The sequence below is a fragment of the Cohnella nanjingensis genome (assembly GCF_014212125.1).
Classification (GTDB): domain Bacteria; phylum Bacillota; class Bacilli; order Paenibacillales; family Paenibacillaceae; genus Cohnella; species Cohnella nanjingensis.
This window is the reverse complement of sequence record NZ_JACJVP010000061.1, coordinates 70,702-82,903: the sequence shown is the minus strand read 5'-3', so window position 1 is coordinate 82,903 and position 12,202 is coordinate 70,702. Positions and strand designations below refer to the sequence as shown.

14 protein-coding genes and 1 rRNA gene are annotated in these 12,202 nt (G+C 57.9%); 2 read left to right on the top strand and 13 right to left on the bottom strand.

Annotated features, from left to right (window positions below):
* From H7C19_RS30980 to H7C19_RS30970, 3 genes are all read right to left on the bottom strand, one after another.
* Positions 1 to 291, bottom strand: a 16S ribosomal RNA gene (locus tag H7C19_RS30980); the annotation flags it as partial.
* Positions 292 to 721: 430 nt separating this feature from the next.
* Positions 722 to 943, bottom strand: a complete 222-nt coding sequence (locus H7C19_RS30975; RefSeq protein ID WP_185672952.1) for a hypothetical protein — start codon at positions 941 to 943, stop codon at positions 722 to 724.
* A 130-nt stretch (positions 944 to 1,073) separates the two neighbouring features.
* Positions 1,074 to 1,685 (bottom strand): stage II sporulation protein M, encoded by a 612-nt coding sequence (locus tag H7C19_RS30970; RefSeq protein ID WP_185672951.1) that lies wholly within the window; start codon positions 1,683 to 1,685, stop codon positions 1,074 to 1,076.
* Positions 1,686 to 2,012: 327 nt separating this feature from the next.
* On the opposite strand from H7C19_RS30970, the gene pdaB reads away from it, so the two are divergent.
* On the top strand, positions 2,013 to 2,816 hold the full coding sequence (gene pdaB / locus H7C19_RS30965; protein ID WP_185672950.1) for a polysaccharide deacetylase family sporulation protein PdaB: 804 nt from the start codon (positions 2,013 to 2,015) through the stop codon (positions 2,814 to 2,816).
* Here pdaB and H7C19_RS30960 read toward each other — a convergent pair.
* Positions 2,809 to 3,423 (bottom strand): KinB-signaling pathway activation protein, encoded by a 615-nt coding sequence (locus tag H7C19_RS30960; RefSeq protein ID WP_185672949.1) that lies wholly within the window; start codon positions 3,421 to 3,423, stop codon positions 2,809 to 2,811. The genes pdaB and H7C19_RS30960 overlap by 8 nt on opposite strands.
* A gap of 135 nt (positions 3,424 to 3,558) precedes the next feature.
* Here H7C19_RS30960 and gerD point away from each other — a divergent pair, with 135 nt between their 5' ends.
* The gene (gene gerD, locus H7C19_RS30955) at positions 3,559 to 4,248 is read left to right on the top strand and encodes a spore germination lipoprotein GerD (protein WP_185672948.1); all 690 of its coding nucleotides are present in this window, start codon (positions 3,559 to 3,561) and stop codon (positions 4,246 to 4,248) included.
* Between the two features lie 100 nt (positions 4,249 to 4,348).
* Here gerD and salA read toward each other — a convergent pair whose 3' ends face one another.
* From salA to H7C19_RS30910, 9 genes are all read right to left on the bottom strand, one after another.
* Positions 4,349 to 5,470, bottom strand: a complete 1,122-nt coding sequence (gene salA, locus H7C19_RS30950) for an iron-sulfur carrier protein/transcriptional regulator SalA (RefSeq protein WP_185672947.1) — start codon at positions 5,468 to 5,470, stop codon at positions 4,349 to 4,351.
* 133 nt (positions 5,471 to 5,603) lie between these two features.
* Positions 5,604 to 6,428 (bottom strand): N-acetylmuramoyl-L-alanine amidase CwlD, encoded by an 825-nt coding sequence (cwlD, locus tag H7C19_RS30945; RefSeq protein ID WP_185672946.1) that lies wholly within the window; start codon positions 6,426 to 6,428, stop codon positions 5,604 to 5,606.
* A gap of 84 nt (positions 6,429 to 6,512) precedes the next feature.
* A complete protein-coding gene (gene sat, locus H7C19_RS30940) occupies positions 6,513 to 7,691 on the bottom strand; it encodes a sulfate adenylyltransferase (RefSeq protein WP_185672945.1) in 1,179 nt (392 codons plus the stop codon).
* A 45-nt stretch (positions 7,692 to 7,736) separates the two neighbouring features.
* Positions 7,737 to 8,429 (bottom strand): phosphoadenylyl-sulfate reductase, encoded by a 693-nt coding sequence (locus tag H7C19_RS30935; RefSeq protein ID WP_185672944.1) that lies wholly within the window; start codon positions 8,427 to 8,429, stop codon positions 7,737 to 7,739.
* Between the two features lie 317 nt (positions 8,430 to 8,746).
* On the bottom strand, positions 8,747 to 9,139 hold the full coding sequence (gene rpsI, locus H7C19_RS30930; protein ID WP_185672943.1) for a 30S ribosomal protein S9: 393 nt from the start codon (positions 9,137 to 9,139) through the stop codon (positions 8,747 to 8,749).
* 21 nt (positions 9,140 to 9,160) lie between these two features.
* Positions 9,161 to 9,598 carry a 50S ribosomal protein L13 gene (gene rplM / locus H7C19_RS30925; RefSeq protein ID WP_185672942.1) on the bottom strand — a complete coding sequence of 146 codons (438 nt, stop codon included), beginning with the start codon at positions 9,596 to 9,598 and terminating at the stop codon, positions 9,161 to 9,163.
* A 255-nt stretch (positions 9,599 to 9,853) separates the two neighbouring features.
* A complete protein-coding gene (truA, locus tag H7C19_RS30920) occupies positions 9,854 to 10,657 on the bottom strand; it encodes a tRNA pseudouridine(38-40) synthase TruA (RefSeq protein WP_185672941.1) in 804 nt (267 codons plus the stop codon).
* Positions 10,658 to 10,735: 78 nt separating this feature from the next.
* Positions 10,736 to 11,101, bottom strand: coding sequence for a 50S ribosomal protein L17 (gene rplQ / locus H7C19_RS30915; RefSeq protein WP_185672940.1), 366 nt, complete (start codon positions 11,099 to 11,101; stop codon positions 10,736 to 10,738).
* Between the two features lie 46 nt (positions 11,102 to 11,147).
* Positions 11,148 to 12,092 (bottom strand): DNA-directed RNA polymerase subunit alpha, encoded by a 945-nt coding sequence (locus H7C19_RS30910; protein ID WP_185672939.1) that lies wholly within the window; start codon positions 12,090 to 12,092, stop codon positions 11,148 to 11,150.
* Positions 12,093 to 12,202 lie beyond the last annotated feature (110 nt).

Below are 12,202 nucleotides of genomic sequence, written 5' to 3'. Positions count from 1 at the left end.
CGTCGCCTAGATGAGCCGTTACCCCACCAACTAGCTAATGCGCCGCAGGCCCATCTGCAAGCCACAGATTGCTCCGTGTTTCCCAATCCAGCCATGCGGCCGAATTGCGTATCCGGTCTTAGCATTCGTTTCCGAATGTTATCCCAGTCTTGCAGGCAGGTTGCCTACGTGTTACTCACCCGTCCGCCACTAACCTTCGCGGGAGCAAGCTCCCTTGAAAGTCCGTTCGACTTGCATGTATTAGGCACGCCGCCAGCGTTCGTCCTGAGCCAGGATCAAACTCTCCATGAAAGTGTTTTTGACGTCAGTCGTTCCAACGGAACGGCGAGAGTCAAAAACACAAAATTGAAGAACCTCGATGGCTCATTCGTTGTTTAAATCGTTGTCCGTCACCCGAAGGCGACAGGGTCCGTTAGCGTCCGGCCTCTTCGTCGTGCAAGCACGACTGTTGAAACCCGACGTTTCTTACGCTCGATGTTCAGTTTTCAAGGAGCAATCGCGGCTTTTCAGCCTCGTTTTGCATCGTCGCTGTCGTAACGGCGACTTTCATAATATATCACATCGCAGCAGGCTTTTGCAACAGGTATTTTATGTAATTCTTCATACCTTCTAGCTTTGTGCCTTTTCGCGATTGCCTCTGCAAGAGGGGCGATTGATAATTTATCACAGACAATAGCCTAGAGTCAAGCGTTTTGCGCAATTCTTTTTGCAAAACTTCAAATCAGCGTTGATTCCGCAATCCGGTGGCGTACCGGGACAGCTCCCGAGGCGGCGCGATCCTCGCATACATGCGGAATATGACCTTGTAACGCTTCGAGATCGCTTCCTTCACCGGTCCGTCCAGCCTTCGGTCGCCCATGTCCAGCAGCATCTCGTCCAGCTCTTTACGGAGCATATAATCCAGCTCTTTGCACTCTTTATCCGTAAACATCATTCCAAGCATGCTCGTCCGTCGGCCTCCTGTAAGTCGCATCGCAGCAAGTCCGGAGCGTCGATCCGCTCCGGCGCGTTTACGCGTTTTACTGTTATGCACCAATTTAGCCAGGATTATGACAGGACGTCCGAACAACTTCTTAGGCGCGGACCAGCCAATAGGTCAGCGTGCTCTCTAATAGAGCGGCGATCAGCAGCAGTGCGGCGATGAACAGCACGACAGGCACCGACATCTTCAGCATCCGGCTGACGCTCGCCCAGGGGTCGGCGCGGCCGAACAGCGAACCGCCGATCCCGCGTATCACCTGGATGCCCAGACGAATCCCGTAACCGCAAGCCAAGAAGATCGCCGGCAGCTCGAAGATGCCGTGAGGCAGTATCCCTTTGACGAAGATCATCCAGACGTTCGCCCCGCCGTCCGCCGCCAGGCCGAACAGGTAGCCGAGGACGACGCCGTTCAGCACCAGCATCAGAATCGGCATAATCGCGGCGACAAGGCCGAGGTAGAGACTCAGAATCGTCTTATACATGTTGTTCTCCAGAATGGTCTTAAAAAAAGTCAAGCGCGGATGGGCGGACGAACTCGCTTTGTCCGCCAGCTTCTCCAGCGCGGCGATCTGCGAGTCGAGCCAGCCGAGCGAGCCGTGAGCGGCTCCGCCTACCATCACGCCCGCGAAAAATAGGATGACCGCAAAAATCACATAAGGTCGGGTCTCCGCCCAAGTCTGTTTGAGCGCCAGTCTCGAGAACAATCAAGATCTCCTCCTAAGAGAGCGAATAACTTGTACTGGGTCAAGCATACATTGAGAGCAAGCAAGTGAAAACGGCTTTGCCGTCTTCCCGAGCGGCGACACGTTTTTATCGGTGACGCATCAGCAAAGTATGCGTGAAACTTATACTTGCTGATTCGTTAAAAACGGCTTCGCCTCCCAAGGAAGAGGGCGATACGTTTTTATTCGGAGGTCATACAGAGATGAATAAGCCTTAACGGGCTCCCTTCCCTTCTGTATGACGACCAGGCCATAGACACAAGCCGAGAGGCTTAAAATCCCCCACAAGAAAGGAGCCGAACTTCTCTTATGAACTATTTCTTCGTATGGAACGGACGGCGAATCAAACGCGTATTCTTCCTCACGCTGGCCGTTCTGCTCTCTGCCGGCGTCGTCTGGGCCGAAAAGGACAACATCAGCGTATTTGCTCCCCATCCCCCCGCAGCCGTCTACAACGTCCCGACAGACCGCAAAGTAATCGCCCTGACCTTCGATATCAGCTGGGGGGACAAGCGTGCCGAGCCGATCGTGGACATCCTTAAGAACAAAGAGGTCGCGAACGCCACCTTCTTCTTGTCCTCGCCCTGGAGCAAGACGCATCCGGAGCTGGTGCAGAAGATCGTCGACTCGGGCTTCGAGATCGGCAGCCATGGCCACAAGCACGAGAACTACAGCCAATTAGGGGACGACGAGATCCGCAAGCAGATCACGGCTGCGCACGGGATTCTCTCCGAGATGACCGGCAAAAGCCCGAACCTGATCCGGATGCCGAACGGCGACTTCGACAAGCGCGTGCTTCGCATCGCGGAAGATCTGAACTACAAAGTCGTCCAGTGGGACACCGACTCGCTCGACTGGAAAAATCCAGGCGTGGAAAATATCGTGCAGCGCGTCGTGACAAAGGCGCACCCCGGCGACATCGTCCTCCTGCATGCCAGCGATTCGTGCAAGCAGACGCATGAAGCGCTGCCGGCCATCATCGATCAGCTGCGCGCCAAGGGCTACGAGTTCGTAACGGTCTCCCAGTTGATGAGCCAGACCGAAACGAAGGGCAGCCCCGTCCAGGACAAGTCCGCCTGGAACGAACTGGCCGCCCCTCTCTCCCTTAGTTAGCGCCCATGGTGACACCGGATGCGCGGGAAGGCCCGAGAATGCGGTGCAGCCGCATAATCTGATATCCGTTGCAGATGAATACGGGAATGATCGTGAATACCAGCGCCGTCCACTTGCCGCCCGATTGGAAGCCGGGAACGGCTTCGACCGTCGTAACCGCAATCATATAGAACAAGGTCGGAATCCATGCCCCTGCCGACGTCTCGGTTACTTTGAGCCAAGCTACCCCTACGGAAGCCGCGAGGAGCAGCAGAGGCACCAGCCAGAAGGTGGCGGCGGGGAACTTGCTGTCGTATGTCCAGTAGGCGATCTCGACGAGCACGAACGCGGCGACGAAGCCCTGCAGGGCGACCCAGAGATAAGGCCTTTTGAAAATGCTGCGCGCGATGTAATTCAACATCAGGTACGCAAAGAAGCCCATATGGGCAAAAGCGCCGAACGACAACCCCGCCAGCGCCATCATAAACAGGTTGAACAGCCAGCCATTCGCGTCCACGTCCCGAAACGTCGGGTCGCAGAGCTGCATGATGGCGCCGGTCACCAATGACGCCGCGGCACCGATCAATATGGTTGTCCCGAACAGCGTCATCCATTTTCGCAAATTCAAGTGAATACCCTCCCCTGTCAGTTCAGATTCATTTTACCACGTTCAACACAAAAAGCCATGAACGCGACCCTTATAATCGGGCCTCCGAAGTCGCATACTACGACCAGAATCCCCACGGAAGGGAGAAGGTCCGGTATGCGATTGCGTATGTCGCTGACGTGCGCCATGTTGGCCGCCACGGTCGTGCTCAGCTCCTGCGGAGCCGAGTCGAGCGGCGGCGGCGAGCAATTGAGCTATAAAGACGTCAAATCGATGGTTGTCGATATTCTGGGTTCCCAAGAAGCCCAGGAAGCGCTGGAAAAAGCCCAGACGCAGAAATACGGGACGAGCAGTCTGCACATGCAAGCCCTCACCCCTTCGGATCAAGAACAGGTACGGACGGCGGTGAAGGATGTCCTCACCTCCTCCAACTACTCGAAGGTGCTGGAAGAGATCATGACCGATACGAAGTTCGCGGGCGAATTCGCCAAGGCGGTCAGCAAAGACAACAAGCAAATTCATAAGGATCTGCTGAAGGATCCCACCTATCAGCAAGAGCTCGTCAGCGTCTTCAAAAATTCCGAAATGAAGCAAGTGATCCTGGAATCGACGAAAATGCCGGAATACCGCAAGCAAATGATGAGCGCGGTCCAGGAAGCGGTGCAAAGCCCTCTCTTCAAACTGGAACTCATGAAGATTCTGCAGACGGTCGTGAAGGATGAGCTGAATCCGGATAAGACCAAGCCTTCCCAGGGAGGCAAGGAAGGCGGCGGCGGCCAAGGCGGGAATCAGGAAGGCGGCGGCGAGGGCGGCGGCGGCGGTGGCGGTGGTGGCGGCAACGGTTGATCGTTCCGCTCCCGCGATGGCACAACAAAACAACCGCAGGTCCCGTTCGAGGGGACCTGCGGTTGTCGTCATTTCGGTGAACCTGGATCGATTCCGAGGATTAACGGCCGCAGCGCGCGATTACTTGGTCGGCAAGCGCTCCGTACTCGCGGCCCATGGCGGTATCTGCCTTGTAGACCGACGGCGAGAAGTCGGGCTCGGACGGATGGTTGTCCGGCGTGCCGAGCGGGAACTGCGCGAGCAAATCCGTGTGGAGCGTCTCCGCCAGCTTGCCGCCGCCACCGCGGCCGAAGACGTAATCCCGCTTGCCGCAGGAGCCGCATTCGTAATAGGCCATATTCTCGACGACGCCGATGATCTCGTGGTTCGTCTTGATTGCCATCGATCCCGCTCGCGCCGCTACGAACGCCGCCGTCGCATGCGGCGTCGTGACGATGATCTCCTTGCTCTGCGGGATGATCTGATGGACGTCGAGCGCCACGTCCCCCGTACCCGGCGGCAAGTCGAGCAGCAGATAATCGAGCTCGCCCCAATCGATCTCCGCGAAGAAGTTGCGGAGCATCTTCCCGAGCATCGGACCGCGCCAGACGATCGGGCTGTTGTCCTCGACGAAGAAGCCCATCGAGATGACTTTGACGCCGAAACGTTCGATCGGCTTGATCTTGTTGCCCACCTGCTCCGGACGCTCCTCGATGCCCATCATGTCGGGAACGCTGAATCCGTAGATATCGCAGTCCATCAAGCCGACGCGCTTCCCGGCGCGGGCTAGCGCCGCCGCCAGGTTCACGGTGACGGTGGACTTGCCCACGCCGCCCTTGCCGCTGGCGATGGCGATGAATTCGGTCTTGCTGTCGGGATGTAGCAGCGGCGTCTGCTCGAGCCCCGCCCCATGTCCCTTCACCGGCGCCTGCCGGGGCGCTTTGGCGCCGCCTGCGGCGGGCGGTTGCGCCTGCTTCGTCAACGCTTCGCGCTCGTGCTCCGTCATCGCGCGGAATCGCAAATGCGGCGTTCCAGCGCCTTGGAGCTTGGCGAGCTTCTCGCCGATGGCCCGCTCCAGCTCGTTCGATTGCGGGAGGCTGTCCGGATGCAGGACCACCGTCAAAGATACGCCCGCTTCCCGAACCACCACATCTCTAATCCAACCCATCTCGGCCAGAGAACGCTTCAATGTTGGTTCCTGTACCGCGCGAAGCGCCTCGATCACGTCTTCTCTTGCTATCATGCCGCCTTAATCCCCCACTTCCGCAGTTCTTGTCCGTCTATTATAGCACACCTGCCGCAGGCGCGAAGCGAGGAACCGGTCCGCGGTACAGGCAGGCTACTGCGCAGAAGGCGCTTGCTGCACAGCGATATGCCTACTGCGCGGATGGCGCTTGCGGTGCGTCGGACTTCGCCTTCCCTTCCCCCGCGCCGTAGCGCAGGATGCCCCGGTAGAGCGCGGCGGCGACTTTCTTCTGGTACTCTTCCCCCGCCAGCAGCTTGGCCTCTTCCGGGTGCGAGAGGAAACCCACTTCCACCAGCGCGGTCGGCATGGGCAGCGTCTTCAGCAGATAGACGTCGTCTTTCTCTAGCGCGACCCGGCTCGTATTGGCCAGCGTTTCCCGGATCTCGTTCTGAATAAGCGTCGCGAGCCGGCTGCTGTCGGGATTGCCCGCATAATAGAACGTTTGCGCGCCCGACCATTTCGCCGAAGGGACGCTGTTCATATGGATCGTAACCGTGAGGTCGGCCTTTTTGCTCTGAATCGTCTCCGCCCGTTTCTTCAGATCTTCCGTCTTGCGCTTGGCATAGCCTTTCTGATCGGGCGAAGCCAGATCGTGGTCCCCTTCGCGGGTCAAGATCACGAGTGCCCCAGCCTGCTGCAGATAATCGCGCAAATAGAGCACGATCGCCATGTTGATGTCTTTCTCGATGACGCCGTCCCGGCTGACCGCTCCCCCGTCCACGCCGCCGTGGCCGGCATCCAGCGCGATCACCTTGCCCGCGAGCGGCGTAGACAGGTAAGTGCCGCCTGTCTCGGTCGTGGGGATCTCCGCATAGAGCAGGTAGCTCACGATCGCGATCAAGCCCGCGATGGCCGCGAGCCGCAGGAATCCTTTGCGCGTCATCCAGACCACGACGCGACGGCGCGGTATCGTACGTCTCGTTCGATTGCCCTGATCGTTTCCATATCCGCTCATAAATAAAACCACCCCGTCCCGACGATGTTCGCTACATCATCCTATGGGACAAGGTGGACAAATATGCCTGCGGGATCGGGGCGGTTAGATGGTATACGTCTTGGTCGCTTCCGCCATGCCTTCGATCAGAATCTTGGCTACTTCCGGGCGGGAGAACTCCGGCGGCGGGCACGTGCCTTCGCGCAGCAGCGCGCGGACCTTCGTCCCCGACAGCGTCAGATGGTCTTCCTTGCCGTGCGGGCACGTCTTGCTCGAAGCCATGTTGCCGCACTTCGTGCAGAAGAAGCTGTGCTCGAAGTAGAGCGGCGTGATGCCGAGCTCTTCCGGCTCGAAGCTCTTCAGCAGATCCTGCGCTTCATACGTACCGTAGTAGTCGCCTACCCCCGCATGGTCGCGGCCGACGATGAAGTGCGTGCAGCCGTAATTTTTGCGGACCATCGCATGGAAGATCGCCTCGCGAGGCCCCGCATATCGCATCGCGGCCGGGAAGACGCCGAGGAACGCGCGGTCTTCCGGATAGTAGTTCTCCAGCAGCGCTAGATACGACTTCATGCGCACGTTGGCCGGCACGTCGTCCGACTTGGTCTCGCCGACGAGCGGGTTCAGGAACAGCGCGTCTACGATCTCCATCGCGCATTTCTGAATGTACTCGTGCGCGCGGTGAACCGGGTTGCGGGTCTGGAAGCCGACGACCGTGCGCCAGCCCTTCTCCGCGAAGATCCGGCGCGTGTCGACCGGGTCGAAGTAGTATTCGTTGAACTTCTCCGGCTGCGGCCGGTTCAGCACCTGGATCGCGCCGCCGACATAGGTGTCCGGTCGCTCGAACAGCTTGACGACGCCGGGATGCTCCATGTCGTCGGTCTTGAAGACCTGCACGGCCTCATGCTTCTTGTCGACCTTGTAAATGCTATCGATATCGATGACGCCGTAGACGACGCCGTCCGCTTCGCCGACGAGCGCCGCGCGTTCACCGACCGAGAGCTGCGCGGCCTGATCGTTCGTCACCGCGAGCGTGATCGGGATGCTCCATACGGTCCCGTTCGCCAGACGCATCGTGTCTACGACCGCCTTGTAATCCGCTTCGTTCATGAAGCCGGCGAGCGGGCTAAAGGCGCCCACGCCGATCAGATCGAGGTCGGAGATCGTCCAGTTGTTCACGGCGATCGCCTTGAGACCTTTCGCTTGCTCCAGCAGCGCTTCGCGCTCCTGTCCTGTCGCTACGCGATTTATTAACGTTCCGCCATGCGGCTGAATTGCGCTCATGGATGTGCCGTTCTCCTCTCGGTTATGTCCGCCGGACCTGCCCGCTTATTTGTGCAGACCGCACTCGGTCTTCTCTTGCCCGGCCCAGCGTCCCGCGCGCGGATCCTCGCCCGGCATGACCTGACGCGTGCAATACTCGCAGCCGATCGAAGGATAGTTCTGATCGTGCAGCGGATTGTAGATGACGTTGTTCTCGCGGATATAGTTCCACACGTCTTCCGAAGTCCAAGACGCGATGGGGTTGAATTTGATGAGGCCGAACTTGACGTCGTACTCGACTTTCTTCGCATTGGCGCGGGTAGGCGCCTGATCGCGGCGAATGCCCGTGATCCACGCGTCGTATTGGCCGAGAATTCGCGTGAGGGGTTCGACTTTGCGGATGTTGCAGCAAGCGTTGGCATCGCTCTTCCACAGCTCGTCGCCATGCAGCGCGGCTTGCTCTTCCGGCGTCAGCTTTGGACTTACACGGACGAATTCAAGACCGTATTTCTCCACCATCCGGTCGCGGGTCTCGTACGTCTCTTTGAAGTGGAAGTCTGTGTCTAGATAGAAGATATCCGTCTTCGGGCTAATCTTCTGAAGCATGTCGACCAGCACCACGTCCTCCGCGCCGAAGCTGCAGGCAAACGTGATATTCGGGAACGTCTCCACCGCCCAGTGGATTACCGTTTCGGGAGAAGCATGCTCGAATTCCTCCGCTTTTTCGCGGATCAACGCTTCTTTTTCCAACAAATTCATCCGTCTCAACCCCTCGTTGACAGTTCGTTTTCACTGGCTTCCGATAAGACGACAAAGCCGTTTTTACGTGACCATTTAGAATTTATAAGTTTCACGCTTATCCATTTCTAAAGGGTCTCCGATAAAAACGTCTCGCCCTCTTCTGAGGACGGCGATGCCGTTTTTACGTGATTCGTTCATTAATTGTACGCTCTCTGATCGGAATATTCAACATAGAAACGCAAACTTTTTTCCAAAATAAAATAAAGTATATGCGGCTGCATGCAAAAAAGCCTTCCCGACTGTCGTAGGACAGGGGAAGGCTCGGGTGGAACGAATTAACGTTTGGAGAATTGAGGCGCGCGGCGAGCCGCTTTGAGGCCGTACTTCTTACGTTCCTTCATCCGTGGGTCGCGCGTCAGGAAGCCTGCTTTCTTCAGGGAAGAACGCAGCTCCGGATCTGCTTTGAGCAGCGCGCGGGAGATGCCGTGACGGATCGCGCCGGCTTGGCCGGACATGCCGCCGCCGTGTGCCAATACGAGGATGTCGTATTTGCCTGTCGTTTCCGTCAGGTTCAGCGGTTGCTTCACGATCAGCTTGAGCGTTTCGAGACCGAAATATTCGTTGATGTCGCGCTTGTTAATGACGATACGGCCTTCACCCGGCACGAGACGAACGCGCGCAACCGAATGTTTACGTCGGCCTGTTCCAATATATTGCACTTGAGCCATTGGTAGGTCCTCCCTTTTCGATTAACCGCGAAGTTCGTAAACTTCAGGTTGTTGTGCTTGATGCGGGTGTTCGGAGCCGGCATAGACTTTGAGCTTCGTTTGAAGCTGGTGGCCCAGCTTGTTCTTCGGAAGCATGCCGTATACGGCCAGTTCGATCAGACGGGCAGGCTTCTTCTGGATCATCTCGCCAGCCGTCGTCGTCTTCAGGCCACCCGGGTAGTGCGAGTGCGTGTAGTATTTCTTCTGCAGGAGCTTCTTGCCCGTCAGGACGATCTTCTCCGCGTTGATGACGATTACGAAGTCGCCGGTGTCGATGTGCGGAGTGAACTCCGGTTTGTGCTTGCCGCGAATCAGGGCAGCCGCTTCGGTAGCCAGACGGCCGAGGGTCTTGCCTTCGGCGTCGATGACGTGCCACTTGCGCTCGACTTCGTTCGGCTTCGCCATGTAAGTTGTACGCATGTAACTTCCTCCTTCAAAAAATGCATATCCGTTGTATGTCAATCTGACATATAGGTTGTCGTTCGTTCGATGTAAGGTTCAGGTGTTGCGGTTCGGAACGCAGCCTCTGTCTGCCGTCTTCGGGAAGGCAAACCCGCCTCGCGTGCCATTTTGCGACTTTCTCCAGTCGGGGCCGTGGGTAGCCATAAAGAAAGCACAATGATTATTGTACATGATAACGCCTAGGTCCGCAAGCGAAAATTCGCTTTCGCCGCATTAAATATAAGGCGATCGCCAGTCGAGCGCCCAAGCCGGCCCATACTCGACCTCCCAGAGCGTCAGCGCGTGCGGCACGGCCGTCGGTCCGGCCTCGGCGCGATCCCGCGCGGCCAGAATATCCGCCATCGCGGAAGGCGGCCGCTTGCCCTCGCCCACCTGCAGGATCGTCCCGGCGATGATCCGAACCATATTGTACAGGAAGCCGTTGCCGGTGACCGTCAGGTACCCGACGCCGCGGCCCGAAGCTTCTCCGCCCGGCCCCGTCCGCTCTACCGTGAACGAAGCTTCGTACAGCGTCCGGATATGGTGCGGCTTCGTGGACAGCGGCGACGTGAAGGAGGAGAAGTCGTGTTCGCCGAGCAGATGGGACAACCCTTCGCGCATCGCCGCGAACCGCAATGGCGCCGGATGGTGGAAGACGCGCGTCCGCGCGAAAACGTCCGGAAAGCGGAACGAGTTGATCGCATACCGGTACGTCTTGCGCACGGCGCTCCGGCGCGCGTGGAACGCCTCGGGGACCTCGGCGGCCGCCAGCACGACGATGTCGTCCGGCAGCCGCGAGTTGAGCGCGAGCGCCCAGCGTTCCGCCGGGATGCTCGAAGCTGTATAGAAGTTCACGACTTGGCCTTGCGCGTGCACGCCCGCATCCGTTCGTCCGGATCCGGTGAGACGCACTTCCTCGCCGCTCAGCTTCAGGATCGCCTCTTCCAGCTTGTTCTGCACCGTGTTGCCGCCCGGCTGGCTCTGGTAGCCGTAGTAGGCGGCTCCGTCATAGCTCACCAGCAAAGCAATGTTGCGCATCGCCAGCCCCTCCTCCCGGTCGGCACAAAAAAAGGATGATCCGAATCTGCATTCGGTCCATCCTTTTTTGCTCCGTGCTTACGCGCGGTCTACAAGCTCGAGGTACACCATCGGAGCGGAATCTCCGCGGCGCGGCCCCAGCTTCAGGATGCGGGTGTAGCCGCCCGGACGCTCCGCGTAACGCGGTGCGAGATCGGAGAACAATTTCTGGATGGCGTCTTGTTCACCGTTCAGGCTCTCCCGACGCACGAATGCCGCTACCTGACGACGAGCGTGCAGGTCGCCGCGCTTGGCGAGCGTGATCAGCTTCTCGGCGATGGAGCGAACTTCTTTGGCTTTCGCTTCCGTCGTTTGGATACGTTCATAAAGGAACAGGTCGGTGACGAGGTCACGGAAGAGCGCCTTCCGGGAGCTCGAGTCACGACTCAGTTTTTGGTAAGCCATCTGTTTTTCCCTCCCTTATCGCTTGATGCTTTAAATATAGGCTGCGTTACTCTTCGAATCGAAGGCCGAGCCCAAGCTCTTCAAGCTTCTCTTGCACTTCCTCCAAAGACTTGCGGCCCAGGTTGCGGACCTTCATCATGTCTTCTTCGGTCTTGGTAATCAGCTCTTGAACGGTGTTGATACCTGCGCGCTTGAGGCAGTTATAGGAACGGACCGAGAGATCGAGCTCTTCGATGGTCATCTCGAGCACTTTCTCCTTCTTGTCCTCTTCCTTCTCCTTCATCGTCTCGGTATCCTTGGCTTCGTCTGTGAGTCCGACGAACAACGACAAGTGATCCGTGAGGATCTTGGCGCCCAAACTGACCGCTTCTTCCGGTCGAATACTGCCGTCGGTCCATACTTCGAGCGTGAGCTTGTCGTAGTTGGTAACTTGGCCGACACGGGTGTTTTCGACTTTATAATTGACGCGGGTAATCGGCGTGTAGATCGAATCGATGGGAATGACCCCGATCGGCTGATCTTCCTTCTTGTTGCGATCCGCCGGGACGTAACCCCGTCCCTGTCTGGCAAAGATGCGCATATGAAGGCGCGCACCGGAAGCCAGGGTCGCGATGTGCAAATCCGGATTTAGGATTTCCACGTCGCTGTCCGCTCTGATGTCACCGGCCGTCACGACGCCTTCGCCTTCAGCATCAATCTCGAGCACTTTCTCCTCGTCCGAATGAATCTTGAGCGAAAGGCGCTTCAGGTTGAGGATAATCTCCGTAACATCCTCCATGACGCCCGGAATGGTGGAGAACTCGTGAAGCACTCCGTCAATCTGTACCGAAATGACGGCAGCGCCCGGCAAGGACGACAACAGAATGCGGCGTAGGGAGTTACCCAACGTCATGCCGTAGCCACGTTCCAGCGGCTCGACGACAAAACGTCCGTACCTCTTGTCTTCCTGTATCTCCACCGACTCAATTTTCGGCTTCTCGATCACAATCACAACCATAACCCTCCTTCAAAACGTCGCTACGTCGCTGACGTTGCCGTTTGTTTACCCTCATCCATTTCTGGTTAATCGTTTCCCCGCTCTTCCAGTATAACCGAAAAGGG